General features: G+C 61.8%; 18 protein-coding genes and 1 tRNA gene. 6 read left to right on the top strand and 13 right to left on the bottom strand.

Annotation, left to right across the window (positions count from 1 at the left end; genetic code table 11):
• The first annotated feature begins 43 nt into the window (after window positions 1-43).
• Window positions 44-1,468: a Si-specific NAD(P)(+) transhydrogenase gene (gene sthA / locus C0V73_RS10450; RefSeq protein ID WP_102019940.1), complete on the top strand. Its 1,425-nt coding sequence runs from the start codon at window positions 44-46 to the stop codon at window positions 1,466-1,468.
• Between the two features lie 154 nt (window positions 1,469-1,622).
• Window positions 1,623-2,846 (top strand): MFS transporter, encoded by a 1,224-nt coding sequence (locus C0V73_RS10445; protein WP_102019939.1) that lies wholly within the window; start codon window positions 1,623-1,625, stop codon window positions 2,844-2,846.
• On the opposite strand, the gene C0V73_RS10440 is transcribed toward C0V73_RS10445, so the two are convergent.
• From C0V73_RS10440 to C0V73_RS10420, 5 genes are all read right to left on the bottom strand, one after another.
• Window positions 2,843-3,592, bottom strand: coding sequence for an MBL fold metallo-hydrolase (locus C0V73_RS10440; protein ID WP_102019938.1), 750 nt, complete (start codon window positions 3,590-3,592; stop codon window positions 2,843-2,845). The two genes, C0V73_RS10445 and C0V73_RS10440, sit on opposite strands and share 4 nt — an antisense overlap.
• A gap of 77 nt (window positions 3,593-3,669) precedes the next feature.
• A complete protein-coding gene (gene tig, locus C0V73_RS10435) occupies window positions 3,670-5,148 on the bottom strand; it encodes a trigger factor (RefSeq protein ID WP_102019937.1) in 1,479 nt (492 codons plus the stop codon).
• Between the two features lie 185 nt (window positions 5,149-5,333).
• Window positions 5,334-5,418, bottom strand: a tRNA-Leu gene (locus C0V73_RS10430).
• 149 nt (window positions 5,419-5,567) lie between these two features.
• Window positions 5,568-6,143 (bottom strand): GDYXXLXY domain-containing protein, encoded by a 576-nt coding sequence (locus tag C0V73_RS10425; protein WP_102019936.1) that lies wholly within the window; start codon window positions 6,141-6,143, stop codon window positions 5,568-5,570.
• Window positions 6,140-7,255, bottom strand: a complete 1,116-nt coding sequence (locus tag C0V73_RS10420) for a DUF2157 domain-containing protein (RefSeq protein ID WP_245407936.1) — start codon at window positions 7,253-7,255, stop codon at window positions 6,140-6,142. Before C0V73_RS10420 ends, C0V73_RS10425 begins: the two co-directional genes overlap by 4 nt.
• 567 nt (window positions 7,256-7,822) lie before the next feature.
• On the opposite strand from C0V73_RS10420, the gene C0V73_RS10415 reads away from it, so the two are divergent.
• Window positions 7,823-7,969, top strand: a complete 147-nt coding sequence (locus C0V73_RS10415; protein ID WP_006728511.1) for a DUF1127 domain-containing protein — start codon at window positions 7,823-7,825, stop codon at window positions 7,967-7,969.
• Between the two features lie 90 nt (window positions 7,970-8,059).
• On the opposite strand, the gene C0V73_RS10410 is transcribed toward C0V73_RS10415, so the two are convergent.
• From C0V73_RS10410 to C0V73_RS10375, 8 genes are all read right to left on the bottom strand, one after another.
• Entirely contained in the window at window positions 8,060-9,025 is a 966-nt protein-coding gene (locus tag C0V73_RS10410; protein ID WP_102019934.1) for a nucleoside hydrolase, read from the bottom strand.
• A gap of 87 nt (window positions 9,026-9,112) precedes the next feature.
• A complete protein-coding gene (cobM, locus tag C0V73_RS10405) occupies window positions 9,113-9,892 on the bottom strand; it encodes a precorrin-4 C(11)-methyltransferase (RefSeq protein WP_102019933.1) in 780 nt (259 codons plus the stop codon).
• Window positions 9,889-11,730 carry a precorrin-3B C(17)-methyltransferase gene (gene cobJ / locus C0V73_RS10400; protein ID WP_102019932.1) on the bottom strand — a complete coding sequence of 614 codons (1,842 nt, stop codon included), beginning with the start codon at window positions 11,728-11,730 and terminating at the stop codon, window positions 9,889-9,891. Before cobJ ends, cobM begins: the two co-directional genes overlap by 4 nt.
• Window positions 11,730-12,467, bottom strand: coding sequence for a precorrin-2 C(20)-methyltransferase (cobI, locus tag C0V73_RS10395; RefSeq protein ID WP_102019931.1), 738 nt, complete (start codon window positions 12,465-12,467; stop codon window positions 11,730-11,732). The genes cobJ and cobI overlap by 1 nt, the downstream gene beginning before the upstream one ends.
• Window positions 12,464-13,705, bottom strand: a complete 1,242-nt coding sequence (cbiE, locus tag C0V73_RS10390; protein WP_102019930.1) for a precorrin-6y C5,15-methyltransferase (decarboxylating) subunit CbiE — start codon at window positions 13,703-13,705, stop codon at window positions 12,464-12,466. Before cbiE ends, cobI begins: the two co-directional genes overlap by 4 nt.
• The gene (locus C0V73_RS10385) at window positions 13,698-14,342 is read right to left on the bottom strand and encodes a precorrin-8X methylmutase (RefSeq protein WP_102019929.1); all 645 of its coding nucleotides are present in this window, start codon (window positions 14,340-14,342) and stop codon (window positions 13,698-13,700) included. The genes cbiE and C0V73_RS10385 overlap by 8 nt, the downstream gene beginning before the upstream one ends.
• Window positions 14,339-15,244, bottom strand: a complete 906-nt coding sequence (locus C0V73_RS10380; RefSeq protein WP_102019928.1) for a cobalamin biosynthesis protein CbiG — start codon at window positions 15,242-15,244, stop codon at window positions 14,339-14,341. Before C0V73_RS10380 ends, C0V73_RS10385 begins: the two co-directional genes overlap by 4 nt.
• Window positions 15,244-16,605: a sirohydrochlorin chelatase gene (locus C0V73_RS10375; protein ID WP_102019927.1), complete on the bottom strand. Its 1,362-nt coding sequence runs from the start codon at window positions 16,603-16,605 to the stop codon at window positions 15,244-15,246. Before C0V73_RS10375 ends, C0V73_RS10380 begins: the two co-directional genes overlap by 1 nt.
• Before the next feature lie 349 nt (window positions 16,606-16,954).
• Here C0V73_RS10375 and C0V73_RS10370 point away from each other — a divergent pair, with 349 nt between their 5' ends.
• The 3 genes from C0V73_RS10370 (at window position 16,955) to C0V73_RS10360 (ending at window position 18,363) form a co-directional block, all read left to right on the top strand.
• The gene (locus C0V73_RS10370; protein ID WP_102019926.1) at window positions 16,955-17,740 is read left to right on the top strand and encodes a TSUP family transporter; all 786 of its coding nucleotides are present in this window, start codon (window positions 16,955-16,957) and stop codon (window positions 17,738-17,740) included.
• Between the two features lie 75 nt (window positions 17,741-17,815).
• Entirely contained in the window at window positions 17,816-18,070 is a 255-nt protein-coding gene (locus tag C0V73_RS10365) for a type II toxin-antitoxin system ParD family antitoxin (protein ID WP_102019925.1), read from the top strand.
• Window positions 18,067-18,363, top strand: a complete 297-nt coding sequence (locus tag C0V73_RS10360; protein ID WP_102019924.1) for a type II toxin-antitoxin system RelE/ParE family toxin — start codon at window positions 18,067-18,069, stop codon at window positions 18,361-18,363. The genes C0V73_RS10365 and C0V73_RS10360 overlap by 4 nt, the downstream gene beginning before the upstream one ends.
• Window positions 18,364-18,369: the final 6 nt, after the last annotated feature.

Raw genomic sequence — 18,369 nt, 5'->3', positions numbered from 1 at the left:
AATGTGCACTGCAGCATGGCGGCAGGCGAATCAGAGGCACCTCATGAACCAGTATGACTTCGTCGTGATCGGTAGCGGACCGGCCGGACGCCGTGCGGCGATCCAGGCTGCCAAGCTGGAAAAGAAGGTTCTCGTCATCGAAAAAGGCACGCGCGTCGGCGGCGTCTCGGTGCATACCGGCACCATTCCGTCGAAGACGCTGCGCGAGACGGCCCTGAACCTCACCGGCTGGCGCGAGCGCGGCTTTTATGGCCGCAGCTACCGTGTGAAGCAGGAAATCAACGCCGACGACCTGCGCCGCCGCCTGCTCATCACGCTCGACCACGAGGTCGAAGTTCTCGAGCATCAGTTCTCCCGCAACCGCGTGCAGCAGATGCGCGGCACGGCGCGTTTCATCGATGCGCAGACAATCGAGGTAACGAAAGAAGATGGCGAAGTGCTGCATGTGCAGGCCAAGTCCGTTCTCCTCGCCGTCGGTACCCGTCCTTTCAAGCCCTCGCATATTCCCTTCGACGGTTCGAGCATCATCGACAGCGACGAAATCCTCGAGATCAAGGAGCTACCGCGGTCGATGATCGTCATCGGCGCAGGCGTCATCGGCATCGAATATGCGACGATTTTTTCGGCGCTCGATACCGCAGTTACTGTGGTCGAGCCACGCGATACGATGCTCGATTTCATCGACAAGGAAATCGTCGAGGATTTCACCTACCAGCTGCGTGACCGCAACATGAAGCTGATCTTCGGCCAGACGGTCGAGGGCGTCGAAAAGGTCGATGGCAAGTGCCGCGTCACACTCAAGAACGGTCGTGTTCTAACCGCCGAAATGGTCCTTTTCGCTGCCGGTCGCGTCGGGGCTGTCGATTCGCTGAACCTGGAAGCCGCAGGGCTCGAAGCCGACAATCGTGGTCGGTTGAAGGTCAACCCCGAGACGTTCCAGACCGCCGTCCCCAGTATTTATGCGGCCGGGGACGTGGTCGGCTTCCCGTCGCTCGCCTCGACCTCGATGGAACAGGGCCGGATTGCGGCTCGTCATGCGGTCGGCGCACCGGCGCATGAACCACCCCAATTCTTCCCATACGGCATCTATGCGGTTCCCGAGATCTCCACCTGCGGGCTCACGGAAGAAGAGGTCATCCAGCGCAGCATTCCCTATGAAACGGGCATCGCGCATTTCCGCGAGACCTCGCGCGGCCACATCATGGGCCTCGACAGCGGCATGCTGAAGATGATCTTCTCGCTCAAGACCCGCCGTCTTCTCGGCGTGCATATCGTCGGCGAAGGTGCCACCGAACTGGTGCATATCGGCCAGGCGGTGCTCAATCTCAAAGGCACGGTCGAATATTTCGTCGAGAACACCTTCAACTATCCGACGCTCGCCGAAGCCTACAAGATCGCCGGGCTCGACGCGTGGAACCGGATGGGCGAGCTGAAGACGGAAAAGGTCGAGCGGCGGGCTGCCGAATAGAATCTAGCCAGCGATCAGTAGCCAATTGCGGACAGCAGGCTGCCGGCTTGAATGAGATCGGCTGCGTCGTGGCGCGACTCATGTCAGGATGGTTCTCTTTAAACCTTCCGGCTCCCCGCCGATTTTTCGCTGCATCGGCAGCAGAGATCCTCTCATGTTTTCAACCTTCGGCCAGATTGCCGGCCGCCCGCAATTGCTCGTTTTGTCCTTGATGATCTTTGCCCAAGGGTCGGCCTTCGGGGCGACGATCCCGTATCTTTCGGTGACCGCGATCGGCACGCTCGGGATGAGCGATCAGGCCTTTTCGCTGCTTGTGCTGGTCTCCTCGGTCTCCGCCGTCGTCATCAGCGTTTCGCTCGGCATAATCTCAGACCTCTTGGGCGACAGGCGCCATATGCTGATGGCGATGTCGACGCTGGGTGTCATCGGCTACGGCGCCATCTACCTGTTTCCCTCTGTCCCGGTCTTCCTCGGCGCGACCTCGCTGGTCGTGCCCTTCTTCTACGCCACCAGCTCGCTGCTGTTTGCCAGCGCGCGGCTGGAAACCGGCGACATCGAACCGGCGGATGCTGCGTCGATCAACGGTACCTTGCGCGCTGTGGTTTCCGCCGCCTGGGTGGTGACGCCCGCGGGGCTCGGGCTGGCACTTGGGGCGTCCGGCAACATGCTCGGCGCTTGGGGGATCGCCGCGCTGTTTTGCCTGTTCATCCTCATCTGCGCGACATTTGTCCTCAAAGCCCCGCCCAGTCGACCGGTCCGGGATACCTCGGCGCCCGGCTTTCTCGCAGCACTCAAGGAACTCGCCGCCCGCGACGTGCTGATCCGCATGGTTTCGATCGCAGCGATCACCTCGACCTTGCGGCTGAGCGGCACGGTCTGGCCTCTCATCCTCACGCTACAGCTCGGCGGCAAGACTGCCGATGTCGGGCTGATCGCCGGCATGACGGCACTTGTCGAGATCCCCTTCATGCTGATGTGGGCGCATTTGCTCAAGCGCCACAGCATCGTCGGCATGATCGTGACCGCGGCGCTCGGCTATGGCGGCTATATGGCAGCCCTCAGCTTCGCTTCCGCGCCGTGGCACATCTACGCGCTTGCACTGCCGGGTGCAGCCTTTGCAGCAGCACTTCTGGCGCTGCCGCTCAGCTATTTCCAGGATCTTTTCCCCGGACGCCCCGGCCTCGGCACGGCTTTCCTGCCGATCAATTCCTTCCTCGGCAATGGAATCAACGCGGCCGCCTTCGCGGTCGGCTCGCATTACCTTGGCTATTCCGGATCGGCGTGGCTCGGGCTAGTGCTCGCCTTGCTCGGCGTGATCGGTCTCTTGTCGGTGGAGCGGCGCGTCGCACGTGCCGGCGCTGAGACCGGATCCGCCTAGAAGCTCAGCAACTCGCCGTCTTCGGGCACCAGCAACCGGCTCTGATCGATAGGGGCCTCTGCAGCCACGTGCCTGAGCTCGGCGCGCGAGACCGTCGCGTGGTCGACCGCATCGAGATGGGTGACCACAACGGTGGCATTGCCGGAAAGCCTGACGGTATCGAGCACCATCTGACCGTCCATCACCAATGGCCCCTTGCCCTGCCACAGTGCACCGCAGCCATGGACGACAACGATGTCAGGCCTTTCCTCCGCCATCACGGCCTCCACCTCAGGGCAGAGGATCGTGTCACCCGCCCAGTAGAGTGTCGGCTCGCCGGTAACGCTGATCAGAAAGCCGGATACCTCGCCCATGTCTTCCAGTACCTCGGGCGGTCCATGGCGGCCGTCCGTCGCGCGGATGGTGACGCCCCCGACCGCCGTCCCGTCGCCGATCGCTCTCACATCGGAAAAGCCCATCGCCGCAATCTGATCCCGGTCCCGGGCGTGGCAGAGGACCGGGATGGACTTCGGCAGCACGCGTTGCGCTACCTCGTCGAAATGATCGGAGTGGAGATGGGAGACGAGCACTGCATCGATGCCATCCAGCAGCTCCTCGACTGGGCAAGGCAGATCGACGAGCGGCGACGGGCCACGGCCGGAATAGCTTTTCCCCTCGCCCTTGCTTGCCAGCCAGGGATCGATCAGCAGCCGGACATCGGCCATCTGGACGGCGAGCGTCGCACTGCGAATGAGCCTGATCTGCATCGTCACTCTCCCATCTGCAAACACGAAAAAGCCGCCCCGAGGGACGGCTTTCTCTTGATATCAATCAGGCACGAAGATTACTCGGCGTCGCCTTCGGCGGCCTTCTTCTTCGGAGCGGCCTTCTTCTTCGGCGCAGCTTCTTCGCCTTCAGCAGCGTCTTCAGCCTTGGCAGCAGCCTTCTTCTTCGGAGCTGCCTTCTTGGCCGAGGTTTCGCCTTCTTCGGCGTCATCTGCCAGAAGTTCTTCCTTGCTCACCTTCTTGTCGGTGACGGAGACTTCAGCCAGCAGCTTGTCGATGACCTTCTCTTCGAAGATCGGCGCGCGCAGCGAAGCGGCGGCACCCGGCGTGTTACGGAAGAAGTCGAGGATCTGCTTTTCCTGACCCGGGAACTGCTGCAGCTGAGCGAAGAGCGAACGCTGCATTTCTTCTTCGGTCACTTCGATGCCGGCCTTTTCGCCGATTTCGGAGAGAACGAGGCCGAGGCGAACGCGACGCTCGGCGAGCGCGCGGTATTCTTCGCGGGCCGCTTCTTCGGTCGTGTCTTCGTCAGCGAAAGTCTTGCCGGACTGAGCGAGATCGGTGTTGATCTGGCGCCAGATGTTCTCGAACTCGGCATCGACGAGCTTCGAGGGCGACTCGAACTTGTACAGAGCGTCAAGCTGGTCGAGGATCTGACGCTTGACCTTCTGGCGGGTGACGTTGCCGTACTGGCTCTCGATCTGGCCGCGAACGATTTCCTTCAGCTTTTCGACCGATTCGACGCCGAGCTTGGTGGCCAGCTCGTCGTTGATTTCGGAGGCGGCAGGAGCAGCCACTTCCTTGACGGTGATGTCGAAGGTGGCTTCCTTGCCAGCAAGGTTGGCAGCCGGGTAATCGGCCGGGAAGTTTACGGTGATGACCTTCTCGTCGCCAGCCTTGAGGCCAACGAGCTGATCTTCAAAGCCCGGGATGAAGCGGTTGGAGCCGATGACGAGTTCAGCGTCTTCGTCCTTGCCGCCGTCGAAGGCTTCGCCATCGACCTTGCCGAGGTAGTCCATGGTGACGCGGTCGCCTTCAGCGGCCTTGCCCTTCTTGGTCTCAAACGTGCGGGCGCTTTCGGCGATCTTCAGGATCTGCTCGTTGATCTCGTCTTCCGAGACTTCAACAACTTCACGGGTCACCTTGATGCCGTCGACCGACTTCAGTTCGATCGCCGGGATGATTTCGTAGGAGAGCGTGAATTCCAGGTCGGCCTGAGCCGACAGGATCTTTTCCGCTTCCTTCTCGTCTTCGGTCATGACGATTTCCGGCTGGGTCGCCGACTTTTCGCCGCGCTCCGACAGGATCGCCGACGGCTTGTCGCGGATGATCTCGTTGACGAGTTCAGCCATGATCGACTTGCCGTACATCTTCTTGACATGGGAGGTCGGCACCTTGCCCGGGCGGAAGCCGTTGATGCGGACCTTGTCCTTCACATCGGCCAGGCGCTCGTTCATGCGCTGTTCCATGTCCTTGGCCGGAATGATGACCTTGATTTCGCGCTTCAGCCCTTCAGCGAGCGTTTCGATAACCTGCATGTTCTTACCTTCATGTCGTGGCGGCCGTGCTCGGACAGCCGGTGGTTTTCCCTGAGCACGACGCCGGAATTGATTTTCCCGGACGTGGCTGCGTCGCAATTCGTCAACAATCTGCCAAGCAAAACGGCGCCGGACTGACGGGAGTCACACCTCGGTGTTCTCTCATCGATCCCGCGCGGCTTAGCTGGTGCGGGTAGAGAGACTTGAACTCCCACGCCTTGCGGCACCAGAACCTAAATCTGGCGTGTCTACCAATTTCACCATACCCGCGTCCAAAAGCGCATGTCGCATTCGCGCATGGCCCCTCCGGAGCGCGCGTCTCTATAACACCCGTTTTCCCGCACGCAAAGGAAAAATGACAGTATTGCAAGGCCCACCGGGCAGGCTTCACAGGCTTTGCAGCGGGGGAATGGCAGCACTCAGTAAAGCGGTTCTTCGTAGAGTGGCTCGTTGTCGAGCATCAGGGCGCGAATCTGTGCCTGACCGTCTTCGGAGACACGCACCGCGACCGAGACCCGACCCTGGTTGCGGCCATCCTCGATCGGCCTGCCCTCGCCTTCCGGGACGTAGAAGCGCTCGATGCCGTAGGAGACAGTGAGGTTGCCCGCGTTCTGCCACTCCCAGTCGTAGATGGTCACGGGCTGCGAGATCAGCACGACGCTGCCCGCCTCCTCGGCGAGCGGATCGAAGGAGGCAGCAGAGACCGTCCAGAAACCATCGACACCCGGCTTCAACCGCACATTCAGACTTGCGACTTCCCCGGTCTCAGGTCGGGTGCCGGTGATCGACGTCGTTGATATCGTGGAGATGTCATAGGTCAGGATGACATAGTCGCCACGCAGAAGATCGCGCGGATCGACCGGCGCTGTCTTCAGCAGCACATCCGTTCCGGATCTCAGAATGGATGCCCTACCTTCGATCATGTAGCCGAGGATCGCCGTCTGGACGATGGCGATGAACAGCGCGACGGCGGCAAAGGGTTTTGCAGCGATCATGACGTCACCTCTGCGACTGGACGGGAGAAGCGTTTCTCGAGGCGAATGACGATGAAGGCGAGGATCGCCACAACGAGACCCGCAAGCAGGAAGAAGGCCGAGGTTCCGAGTATGCTATCGATCGTCTCGTAGGACAGATAAAGGACCTCAGCTGCAAAGGCGCCGTAAGCGAGGAAACGGACCGCACCATTGTCGCGACCGTCGAGCGCAATCGCGGCGATCGACAGGGCGAGGATAATCACCCCAAGCACAGCGATCGAGACCGCATCCACCGCACTGCCCTGCACATAAGCAAAACCGCTCAAGGCGAGCAGCAGGGCATAGAAGCTGCCGGATGCACCGAGCCGCCGATGGATTGCCGCCAGGGGCGATACGGGCACCGTTAGCGCCAGGAAGACCAACGTTGCGGCAATACCCACGCCAAACACATAGACCTCGCTTCGATCGAGGATCGTCATCCACCAGATCCAGCTGACGAGGAGGATGTAACCGAAATGCTTGGCCCTGTTTGCGCCCGTCCAGTTTGCGAGGCCGAAAACAACGGCTGCTCCAAAGGGTGGCCACCAGGCCCAGATGCCATGACTGCCGATATCCCAGCCGAAACTGTCAAACCCACCGCCGAAGGTCACAAGCGAAAGCGCGCCCGTCACGACCGTCAGCGCGCCGGACCGGAAGAGTGCGGCAGAAACGGCGGCGACCGTGAACCACAGGAACATCGCGGAGAAGGTATCGCCCGAGAGATGGTAGAGCTGGCCGATCAAGGCGATGGCGCCGCCGAAGGCCGCAGAACCGAGCACAAGCGATCCAGCTGCGATCCGATCGGCACCGCGTAGCCAGGCAATCGCTGCGACCGCATGAAAGATCCAGATCAGGCCGATGATGCCGACGACCTTCACCAGACGCGGGATGAGTTCCCAGTTGGCCGCGATCAGCATCAAGAGAGACGCGGCGATGAGCAGGGCTGCGAACATCGATAGCACGCCGCCGATGCTGAAGCGTGCGCCCCTTTGATCGACGTCCGCCAGCAACCTCCCGGCTGTTGCCGCATCAATCAGTCCACGCCCGACCCAATCGTCGAGATCGCGTTTCAGCCTGCCCCTGTACATTCGCATGTCCCCGTTGTTCCCGACGACAATCTGAAACGGCAGCAGAGGAAAGACAAGGGAATGTAGCCATCTTCAATTCGGCATTCCAACGCCCATGCAAGAACCGCATGCCTTCCATGCTCTTTTTGCACTGCACAAAGCCGTATGTGTCGCCTATATTCATTCTCAACAGAGCGACGGAACTACTGGCGCTCAGATCTTCGACCAGCGTTACCTCCTCCCAATGCTGGATCGATTGGCCAACGACACTCCTCCTCCCAGTCGTTGGTCTGCAAAAATGACGCTCACCGGACCTCCTCCCCCGGTGAGCGTTATTTTTTTGCCCTCAGTTTCCCAAACCCGAAAGACTTGCCAACCGCATGCAGACGCGTGCCCATTTGCAGGGCGACGTCTGCCGAGATGCAAACGCTCAAAAAAGCATCAATTAACAAAGCGTTAAATCGATGGGTATGCGCAGAGCGCATGGGTGCTCTGCCGCATTATGTCTTCAAACGTTTCGCAACGCAGCATATATTCAGCTCAACAAATTCGAAGGGGCCCGCGGATGGGTCCAACCACCAAAGAGGTAAGCCCATGAACATCGCTCGCTCGCTCAACAACTGGCGCAAGTATCGTCAGACCATCACCGAACTCGGCCGCATGTCGGACCGCGAACTCCGCGACCTCGGCATTGGCCGCGAAGACATCCGTCGCGTCGCCCGTCACGCCGTCAACGGCTGATTGGTCCCGACTTCGGTCGGATCCTGAATAGAAAAACCCCGGATCTCCTCCCAGATCCGGGGTTTTTCTTTGTCTGCTCAGCGGCGCTGCTCAGTCTTCGCGGACGGCAACGATCACGTCGTGAATGAGCTTCAGCACAGCCAACGCATCGATCTCGGTGCAGATCTTCTGGCTTGGCAGATCACCATCCCAATCGGAGGGACCAAATCCGCGACCATCCGGCTTCTGGATCGTCTGGCCATCGGCGATGCCGCCGCAGATGACGCGGATCACGCCGCTACGGGTCTTGAAGAGTTCCGGCGCCACGACATAAACGCAGGCGCAGCTGTCGTGAACGACCATGCCGTCGTCGACCAGGCCTTCGTAGAAATCGATGTAGAACTGCGAGAGATCAAACAGCAGGCGCGCGCGGCTGGTGCCGGCGGCGTCTCGGATGTCTGCGAGCTGCGAACGGGTCATCACCGTCTGCATGGTGACATCGAGCCCGACGACCACGATAGGCCATTTTGCCGTCATCACGACGTCTGCCGCTTCCGGGTCCCCGTGGATATTGGCTTCGGCGGCCGGCGTCACATTGCCGTTGACGTCGAAGGCGCCGCCCATGATGACGATCTCCTTCACGAGATTGACGATCTCGGGGTCTTCCTTCAGCGCATTAGCGAGGTTGGTCATGCGGCCGACGGCGACGATGGTCACCTCGCCCGGATTGGCACGCACCGTCTCGACGATGAAGCGGTGAGCCGGGCGTGGGTCGGCATGAACATCCGTCACCTCGGGCACGCCGATATTGCCAAGCCCGTCATCGCCATGGATGAATTTCGGTGGCTCATGGCTGACCCGATGCGGGAGGAAGGTCTCGCCGGCGCCGCGTGAAACGGGGGCATCGATCTTCCATTCGCGCTTCAGATACAGCGCGTTGCGGGTCGTGATGTCGATCTCGGCATTCCCGAACACGGTCGTGATGCCGAGGAGGTCGATCTCCGGATGATGGTGCAGGAAGAGGAGCGCCATGGCGTCGTCGACGCCCGGATCCGTATCGAAGATGACCTTGTGCATGGGAGAAGTCCTTTTCTTGTTGTTGGCCAGCTGGCGCTGAGTGGGCGCGACGATAGACCCGCTGCATGACGACGGGAAGACTGGCGCTCAGGCGCCCGACTTCTTCTTTTTCCCGACATTGCGCAGCACGTGGCTGAAGTCGGAATTGTAGAGATCGCTGTCGCGGAATTCGACATGACCGAAGACCTTGCCGACCAGCACCAGTGCCGTCCGCGTGATCTTCGCCTTGCGTACCTCTTCCGCCATGTCCTTCAGGGTCGTGCGGATGAAGAGCTCGTCCGGCCAGGTAGAGCGATAGGCGATCACAACCGGGCAATCCTCGCCATAATAGGGCGTCAGTGTATCCCGGATATGCGCGAGGTTGCGGATCGACAGATGAATGGCAAGCGTCGCCCGCGACTTGCCGAGGATCTCCAGCGTCTCGAATTCCGGCATCGAGGATGCCTTCATTTCGGTGCGCGTGACGATGACGGTCTGGGCGATCTCGGGAAGCGTCAGCTCGGTCTTCAGCCGTGCGGCGGTCGCCGCGAAAGCCGGAACGCCCGGAACGACGTCATAGGGAATGCCTGCCGCATCAAGACGGCGCATCTGTTCGGCAATCGCGCCGTAGATCGAGGGATCGCCGGAATGCACACGCGCGACATCTTCGCCGCGTTCATGGGCTGCCACCATATCGGCGACGATCTCGTCGAGATGCATCGGGGCGGTGTCCTTGACGAGTGCATCCTCGGGCGCCGCCTTGACGATCTCCTCCGGGACCAGCGAGCCGGCATAGAGGCAGACCGGGCAGCGCTCGATGAGGCGAAGGCCGCGTACGGTGATCAGATCGGGGGCACCGGGCCCTGCGCCGATGAAATAGACGGTCATGCTTCATTTCCCTTCATGCCACTGTCTGCCTTCCCCGAATAACCGCGAGGGGTGTAAACCCAGGTCTTTCCGTCGCCGGTCGTCACCGTCCGGCTCTCTGACGAGCCGACCACCACGACGGTCAGCATGTCGACGTCGTCGACATTCAATTCTCCGAGCGGCACAGTGCGGACGTTTTCGCCTTCGCGCCCCAGATTGGTGGCGAGAATGACGGGTGTGGATGCCGGGCGGTATTTCAACAATTCGTCTCGGGCATAGGCGAGCTGCGTGCGGCGCTTCATCGAGACGGGATTGTAGAAGGCAATGACGAAATCGCCCTCGCCTGCTGCCTTCACCCGGCGCTGGATATGCTCCCAAGGGGTCAGAAGGTCCGAGAGCGATATGGTGCAGAAATCATGGCCGAGCGGCGCGCCGATGCGGGCAGCGGCAGCCTGCAGTGCAGAAATGCCGGGCGAGACCTGCACCTCGATGCGGCTCGCGCCATCGGTGATGCCGCCCTTGTCGAAGAGTTCGAACACCAGCGTCGCCATGGCATAGATGCCGGCATCGCCGGAGCAAACCAGCGCCACTGTCTTGCCCTCACCCGCCAGCTCCATGGCATGCACGACGCGGGCCTCTTCCTTGCCGAGGTCGAAATCGTGGCGGGTCTTGCCGTCGGCGAGCGGGCCGAGCAGGTCGAGATAGAGCGAGTAGCCGACGAGATCCGTGGAGGCCTGGACCATGCGCGAGACCTCGGGCGACCGCCAGCCCTCCGAGCCTGGGCCGATACCGACGACGAAAAGGGTGCCGCGGGCACGGCCGATCGTCTTCGCGTCGAGGATGTCAGCAGCCCTGGCGATCGCGGCCGTAGCGCCCTTCGACTTGATCTTTTCGACGACGAGTTCGCCCGCAGCGCCGACAGCCGCAAGGGCCGCCCCTTCCGCCACGCCGTGGCAGCCGACTTCGGCGAAGACCACTTCGGACGGGTTCTTCAGCCGGGGCGCCTCGGCCTCCAGCGTGCCTGCCGTGAAGAAGCGGGCCGGTATGTTGAAATGGGCGGCCACCGCATGGATCGCCGTCTCATCCGCCTTCAGATCGATCGAGCAGATGGCCGCCAGGCTTTCCTTCGCGAAACCACCCTTGGCCAGCGCTTCCTCGGCCAAGGCAATCGCCTCTTCCGGCTTTGCGTGCCGCTCGCAGCCCATGCCGAGCACAAGCGTCTTCGGATGATAAACGAGTTCCAGCTCGCCTGATGTCTTCTGTTGGTCGGTCACGGTCAGCGTCACGCGGGCCTCTTGTTTAAATGGAAGTCTTGATTGGGTAAGCCAGTTGGCGGATGCACCCTCGAGCCGGGCGCCAGAGCCGGCCACAAGTTCGGCCATCACTGCCTTGGCCCTCTCGGGATTGGCGAGCACATAGCCTTCCGGCGGCTGATCAAGCGCTAACCCGAATTTCAGGTCGCCGGCCGTCGTGATTGCGGCATGGGCACCGATGGCGGTCGCGATCTGTCGTGCGAGGTCATTGGCGCCATGGTGGCCGCCGAGCAGCGGCACAACAGAGGAACCATCCTCGGCGACGGCGAGCACAGGCGGTTCCGACTGTTTGTCAGAGAGCAGCGGCGCGAGGAGACGAATAAGCGCGCCAGAAGCCATCACAGCAACGATCGGTCGGCCGGCGGCAAACAGCGCCTGGACATGATCCTTGGCAGAGGCAAAACGAACATCCGCCTCCTCAACGCGGGCGGCAGCACCATGCAGTTCGCCGCCGATGTCCGCTGCAATCCGGCGACCCAGCGAAGCGGCGGCCTCACTCAGGATGACGACGACCGGTTTGGCCGGTGATGCGGCGATGTCCGTCATCACACCGCGCTTCCCAGCGTCTTGGCGAGTGCCGGATGCCAGCGTTCGTCGCCCTTATAGATCAGGATCATCGAAAAATAGGGCGCAGTGTCCTCGGCCACCTCGGCAAGCGGCGTGAGCTTTTGTTCGGCAAGGCTCACGCGCTCCGCATATCCGGCCTGCCCGGTCAGCCCGAGGCTCTCGATCAGCGCGCGGATACGGGCAAAATGCCGGCCGAGCTTGATGATGGCGACGGCGCTGGAGGCCTCGATACGGGCTGCAAGCTCGTCATCCGAGAGGGGTCCCGGCAGCACCGTCAGCACGTCGTTGCGGGCAGCAAGCGGCCGTCCGAGGCCTGCGGCAGCGGCCATCATCGAGGACACGCCGGGCACGACCTCGGTCGGATATCGATCCGCCAGGCGCTCGAAGAGATACATGAAGGAGCCGTAGAAGAAGGGGTCACCTTCGCAAAGGACGGCAACATCAGAACCGGCGTCCAGATGATGCGACAGCGTCTCAGCAGCCTTGGTGTAGATATCCTGCGCCGGAAAGCGCTCGACCCGCATCGGCACGATGATCGGCACCTCCAACTGCGCTGCGGTCAGATAAGGGGCTGCGATCTGGCGGGCGAAGCTCGGGCCGGTGTCGGGTGCCGGATAGGCAATCACAGGGCATTGCGTCAGAATGCGATGCGCCTTCAGGGTCAGCAGTTCCGGATCGCCGGGCCCGAGCCCCAGGCCGTAGAGTTTTCCTGTCATTCAGCCTCTCCCTTCACAACCGTCCACATCGTGACCGGCATCAGCGACTTCCAGCCGCAAAAGCGCCCGACCGGGGCCGCTCGCGAAACCTGGATACGCACGAGTTCACCGCCATACTGGCCGCGCAGTTCCGCCAGTCGCGCTTCACCCTCGATCGTCACGGCGTTGGCAACCAGAAGGCCGCCGACCCCAAGCGCTGCCCAGCAGGTGTCGAACAGCCCCTCCCCGGTAATGCCGCCACCAATGAAGATGACATCCGGGCGCTTCAGACCGGTCAGTGCTTCCGGCGCATGGCCCTCGACGATCTCCAGATCCGGCACGCCCAGGGTCTCGGCATTGGCGCGGATCATCGCTACCCGCTCTGGTTTCGGCTCGATGGCAATCGCCTTCGTGCCCATGCCCGCACGCATCCATTCGATGGCGATCGAGCCGCAGCCGGCGCCAACGTCCCAGAGCAGCGCGTTCGGAAAGGGTGCCAGTTGCGCCAGCGTCGCGGCGCGGATCTCGCGCTTGGTCAGTTGCCCGTCGTGACGGAAGGCCTCGTCCGGCAGACCTGGCACCGATGCCAGAAGCGGTCCGTCTTCAGCGCAATCGATGGCCAGCGTATTGAAGTCCGACATCGCAGGGCATGTCTCGGCCATTTCCAGTGCGGTCATGCGCAGAATGCGCTCGCGATGGCTGCCCATGTGCTCCAGCACATGCAGCACCGAGGCGCCAAAGCCACGCTCGGCGAGCAACACGGCGGCAGCCTGCACGGTGGAGGCGTCCGAGGTCAGCGCCAGAATGCGGGCCCGCGGCATGACGTGGCGATTGAGGAAGGCGAGCGGGCGGCCATGCAGGGAGATCTGCGTGACCGACTGAAGCGGCCAACCGAGACGGGCAGCAGCCAGAGAGAAGGCCGACGGACTCGGCAGCACCACCATTTCCTCTGCCGCCACATAACGCCGGAGCGTGGCGCCAATGCCGAAATGCATGGGATCACCGGTGGCGAGCACCGTGACCGGCGTGCCACGAAGCTTCAAGATCTGCGCCAGCGTCTCGCGGAAACCTGCACCCCAGGTGAGGATGCGTTTCAGCCCGGGCAGGCTGGCGCCATCGATCACAGCATCCAGCCGCTCTCCGATGACGAGCGTCTCCGCCTGCCAGACGACCGCCTGTGCCTCGGGCGTCAGGCTTTCCAGTCCGTTGTCGCCGATGCCGATGATGGTGAGCCAGGGGCCGTGCGCATGCTCAGACATTGGTGCCCAGCCCTCCTGCCAAGGCATTCACCGCTGCCGAGGCCATGGCCGAACCGCCGCGACGACCACGGACTGCGATATAGGGAATGCCTCTGGAATTGGCGATCAGTTCTTCCTTGCTTTCGGCTGCACCCACGAAGCCGACGGGAAAGCCGAGGATGATAGCCGGCTTCGGCGCACCAGCGTCGATGCGCTCCAGCAGGCGGAAGAGTGCCGTTGGCGCATTGCCGATCGCTACCACGGCGCCACCAAGATGTTCGTCCCAGAGGTCGACCTGGGCGGCGGAGCGTGTGTTGCCTATCTCCGCCGCCTTCGGTCGCACACGATCGTCATTCAAAAGGCAGAGGATCTCGTTGTCGCTCGGGAGCAGGCGGCGGATCACGCCGTGGCGGACCATTTCGACATCGACGAGGACAGGCGCCCCTTTTTCAAGAGCTGCAGCACCGGCCTCGAAGGCCCCGTCCGACCACCTGACTTCATCGGCGAGGTCGACCATGCCGCAGGCATGGATGAGGCGTATGACGAGCGGCTGGAGGACGGACGGGAATCGCTCGAGATCGGTTTCGTCGCGGATGGTGGCGAAGGACTGGCGGTAGATTTCGGCGGGGTCGCGGATGTAGTCGAGGGACGATGTCATGCTGCCATCTCCCGCGAAAGTTCCAGATGCCCGATCCCGAGCACCCAGCCCTCTTCGGCAATCGAAACGGCGACCTCGTTATCCGTCAGCACCGCCGGACGATCAAGCAAGGCGCCAAGCCGGCCATCCGCATCAAACCGCGCAAAGGTGTCAGCAACGGTCCGCACCTGAAGGGCGTCCTTGACCCCGTCGCCCTCTGGCAGCGCAAAGAGCGACGGGTATATCTCCGCGAAGACCACAGGTTTTTTGAAGGAGCCGGCAAATCCCGTCTCGAACGGCCATACGGCGATGTGTTCACTGTGGTCCCTCTCATCGAGGAAACGGGACAGACGCGCGATGCCAAGCAGGGTCTGGCTGCCAACGGACCCATTATAGGTCAGCTGCCAGACGGACTTCGCCCCCTTGGCAAAACACTCCGAGCGGCGGAATGCGAGCGGCGCGTTTGTCGGCGCGGGCGGCTTTTTGTCTGAGAGATCGGCATAGACATGCTGATGCGGCCGCCCCCAGAAGCGCGGCTCGCCGGCAAAATGGGTGGCGTTCCAGCGCGATGCGAGATCGAAGCGGTTGTTGCAGTTGTCAGGCGCATCCTCGATTTCGTCAGCAATCTTGCACCAAAGGGCCCGCCAGTCCGCAGCCCCTGTCAATCGCTCGGCGGTGCCTGCCGGATAGCCGAAGGCAAAGTCGAAGCCGCAGAGAAGGCGCTGGCCTTCGGCAAGCGCGGCGCCGACCACGACATTAAGTCGTTGCATGAAGACATGACGGGTCGGAAAATTCTCGTTCCAGTCGATCACAACCCGATCGCCCTCGCGCCGAGCGAGGCACGCCCAGAGCGAGTTCTTGCCCGTCACCGGTTGTCCGGCACCGGACCAGTCGACGATCAGGATGCGATCGAAGAGCGGCATTACTTTTTCTTCTGCATCGACTTCGGCCCCAGCGGATGGTCGGCATGGGGGTAAGGTGCGTGATGATGGTCGTGACCGTGACCATGGGAATGACCGTGGGCATGTCCATGGTCGTGTCCGTGATCGTGGCCATGGTGATGACCATGGTCGTGGTGATGTCCGTGACCATGATCGTGGTCGTGATGGCCACAGCCGCAGTTGGGACCATGCTCGTGCTGGGCAGCCTTGCCGGAGGACGGAGCGTCCATCACCGCCTGCAGATCGGCATCAGGGGTCTTGTCCTTGAGGCCGGCATACTTGCCACCGAGTGTGAAGGACGGCGCGTAGTCGAAGGTCGGCTCAACGGGCACTGGCTTCAAAGGTGCCGGTTCCGCATGGCTGTGCAGCGGTGTCCACGGCAGGCCATGCTCGCGACAGAAATCGGGATCGCGGCAGGAGGCGTCGCAATCCCCCTTGCAGGGACAGTTTTCCAAACCGCCGCCGATGCCCTCGACGTGGTGGTGATGGCTTTCCTGGGGCTGGCCCACGTCAGCCTCGAAGCCGAGCACCTGTTCGCGATACTTGCACATCTGGCAGTTCATCACCGCCGCGCCTTCGAGGATCTCCTTCACACGATCCTGGAACGCGTCGAGAACCAGCGGGTGGTCGTTCAGATAGCTCGCCTTGACGAACTGAATCTCCGGGTAACGCGCTGCCACCTCGTCGGTGTAGCTGTAGATGCGCTTCACCAGCACGCCGGTGAACAGGAAATACGGGAAGACGACGATGCGCTTGTAGCCAAGCTTGGCGGCATGGGTCAGGCCTGGCTCCACCAGCGGGAAGGTGACACCCGAATAGCAGGTTTCGCCCCAACCGAAGCCCATGCCTTCCCAGAGCATGCGCATGACCTTGGTGGCGTTGGAATTGGCGTCCGGATCAGACGAGCCGCGACCGACGACCATCAGCAGCGTGTCGTGTTTCTCGACGAAGCCGAGCGTCTCGTTTGCCTCATCGACGGCCGCCTGAATGCGATCACCAGCGGCGCGGATCATCTTCAGGTCGATGCCAAGCTCGCGGCCGTAGTTGACCACCATGCCCGGGTTCTGTGCCTGATAGGTGTTGAGCACCGAGGGAATGTCGTTCTTGGCGTGGCCGGCAGCAAACAGCATGCCGGGGACGGCCAGCACGCGGGTCACGCCCTGTTCGCGCAGACTGTCGAGACCGGCTGAGATCACCGGATTGCAGAATTCGAGATAGCCGTATTCGACCGGCATGTCGGGGTTGCGGGCGCGCAGCGCCTCTGCGATCACGGCGAATTCCTTCGCCGCATTCTGATTGCGGCTGCCGTGGCCGCAGACCATGATTCCGAGTTTTTCCGCCATAGGTTAAGGCCTCCCTGCTTCGTTTTGTCTGCCTGTACGAAGCGCCGAACCATCCACCTCTTCAGGCGTGGTCCATGGCCTTTGGGACAGCTCCGGAATTGGCCCCCTGATTGGGTCGGCCGCACCGGACTATTTCCAGCCTGTCGAACAGGCGCCGTCGCACATTACCCTGAGCTTTATCGAAGCCTAACCCAGCGGTCAAACCGGATTGCGGCGCTTTGTGTGACGGAAGCGGCAGTTCACAGAATGTCCCCTCTGCGACCCGCACGACACGGCCTTGCAAGGTTGCGCAGCCGAGGCGTTTGGTCCACAACGACGGCACCTTCCCTCACCCTGCACGAGTCTCCCCGTGGCCGATCTCGCCTTCCAAGCCCTGCTGCTTTTGTTCGTCGCTGCCTTTATCGCCGGCTTCATCGATTCGATTGCCGGTGGCGGCGGGTTGATCACCATTCCAGCCATGCTGATTGCGGGAATTCCGCCGCTGGAAACGCTCGGCACCAACAAGCTGCAGTCAATGTTCGGCGCGGGGTCGGCGACGCTTGCCTATGCGCGCAAAGGTCATGTGGATCTGAAAAAGCAGCTGCCGATGGCTGTCATGGCGGTCATCGGTGGTGCCATCGGTGCCCTGATCGCAACCGTGGTGCCGGGAGACGTTCTGCGGGTGCTCATGCCCTTCCTGCTTGTTGCCATCGCGCTCTACTTTGCGCTGAAGCCGAACATTTCCGACGAAGACCGCCATCAGCGCATGACACCCTTCGTATTCGGCGTAACGCTTGTGCCGCTGATCGGCCTCTATGACGGAGTGTTCGGCCCGGGCACCGGCTCGTTCTTCATGCTTGCCTTCGTCTCGCTTGCCGGATTTGGCATGTTGAAGGCGACGGCGCATACGAAGCTTCTGAACCTCGGCTCCAATGTCGGCGCTTTCCTGATCTTCGTTGCCAGCGGCGTGGTGCTCTGGAAAGTCGGCCTCCTGATGGGCGTCGGTCAATTCCTCGGTGCCCAGACCGGCTCACGCTTCGCCATGCGCCAGGGCGCCAAGATCATCAAGCCGCTGCTGGTCGTTACCTGCGTGGCACTCGCGATCCGACTGCTCGCTGACCCGACGAACCCGATCCGGGTGTGGATCGGGGTCTGAAGAGTCCGTTCTTTGCAGACCGAGAGCGCAGCACTATATTCACTCTCGGCAACTCAGGGCCCGCAGAGAGGAACCATGGCAAAGACAGCTCTCAATCTTGGAGCTCATTGGCTCAACTTCATCGATGAGAAGGTCAAGAGCGGTCGCTATGCGTCTGCGGAGGAGGTCGTGCACGATGCGCTGAAAGGCTTGGAAGATCAGGACCGCAAGCTTGCAGACGTTCTTCTACAAATCGATGAAGGCCGGCAACAGGCTAAGGCGGGAGTGTTTGTCGGCGACGATTTTCTCGACCGTCTGATCGAGACGGATGTCGAGGTCGATCACCGTTGAGCGGCCGCTATCGCCTTACGCCGAAAGCGGCTGATGATCTCAAGGCGATCAATGACTATACCGCGCGGCAATGGGGCAATGAGCAGCGTCGCAAATACCTCGGCGAACTCAGGCACCGTTTCAGATGGCTTGCCGAGCAACCTCTCCTTGGCCGAGCGCGACCCGAACTGCGTGATAACTGCTATTCCTATCCTCAGGGCGAGCACCTGATCTTCTACGCCATCCGGTCTCCCGACATCGAAATTCTGTCAGTGATCCATAATAGATCGCTCCCAGATTTTCTTCGGCGCTAAGTACTC

Origin of the sequence: Rhizobium sp. TH135, assembly GCF_002855515.1 — a bacterium.
GTDB lineage: Bacteria > Pseudomonadota > Alphaproteobacteria > Rhizobiales > Rhizobiaceae > Allorhizobium.
The sequence above is the reverse complement of the archived record's forward strand: the minus strand, read 5'-3'. Positions and strand labels throughout refer to the sequence as shown.

Excerpts from the sequence above, each read along its gene's own strand:
- sthA (WP_102019940.1), top strand. The coding sequence starts at position 44 with ATGAACCAGTATGACTTCGTCGTGATCGGTAGCGGACCGGCCGGACGC.
- C0V73_RS10445 (WP_102019939.1), top strand. The coding sequence starts at position 1,623 with ATGTTTTCAACCTTCGGCCAGATTGCCGGCCGCCCGCAATTGCTCGTT.
- C0V73_RS10440 (WP_102019938.1), bottom strand. The coding sequence starts at position 3,592 with ATGCAGATCAGGCTCATTCGCAGTGCGACGCTCGCCGTCCAGATGGCC.
- tig (WP_102019937.1), bottom strand. The coding sequence starts at position 5,148 with ATGCAGGTTATCGAAACGCTCGCTGAAGGGCTGAAGCGCGAAATCAAG.
- C0V73_RS10425 (WP_102019936.1), bottom strand. The coding sequence starts at position 6,143 with ATGATCGCTGCAAAACCCTTTGCCGCCGTCGCGCTGTTCATCGCCATC.
- C0V73_RS10420 (WP_245407936.1), bottom strand. The coding sequence starts at position 7,255 with ATGCGAATGTACAGGGGCAGGCTGAAACGCGATCTCGACGATTGGGTC.
- C0V73_RS10415 (WP_006728511.1), top strand. The coding sequence starts at position 7,823 with ATGAACATCGCTCGCTCGCTCAACAACTGGCGCAAGTATCGTCAGACC.
- C0V73_RS10410 (WP_102019934.1), bottom strand. The coding sequence starts at position 9,025 with ATGCACAAGGTCATCTTCGATACGGATCCGGGCGTCGACGACGCCATG.
- cobM (WP_102019933.1), bottom strand. The coding sequence starts at position 9,892 with ATGACCGTCTATTTCATCGGCGCAGGGCCCGGTGCCCCCGATCTGATC.
- cobJ (WP_102019932.1), bottom strand. The coding sequence starts at position 11,730 with ATGACGGACATCGCCGCATCACCGGCCAAACCGGTCGTCGTCATCCTG.
- cobI (WP_102019931.1), bottom strand. The coding sequence starts at position 12,467 with ATGACAGGAAAACTCTACGGCCTGGGGCTCGGGCCCGGCGATCCGGAA.
- cbiE (WP_102019930.1), bottom strand. The coding sequence starts at position 13,705 with ATGTCTGAGCATGCGCACGGCCCCTGGCTCACCATCATCGGCATCGGC.
- C0V73_RS10385 (WP_102019929.1), bottom strand. The coding sequence starts at position 14,342 with ATGACATCGTCCCTCGACTACATCCGCGACCCCGCCGAAATCTACCGC.
- C0V73_RS10380 (WP_102019928.1), bottom strand. The coding sequence starts at position 15,244 with ATGCCGCTCTTCGATCGCATCCTGATCGTCGACTGGTCCGGTGCCGGA.
- C0V73_RS10375 (WP_102019927.1), bottom strand. The coding sequence starts at position 16,605 with ATGGCGGAAAAACTCGGAATCATGGTCTGCGGCCACGGCAGCCGCAAT.
- C0V73_RS10365 (WP_102019925.1), top strand. The coding sequence starts at position 17,816 with ATGGCAAAGACAGCTCTCAATCTTGGAGCTCATTGGCTCAACTTCATC.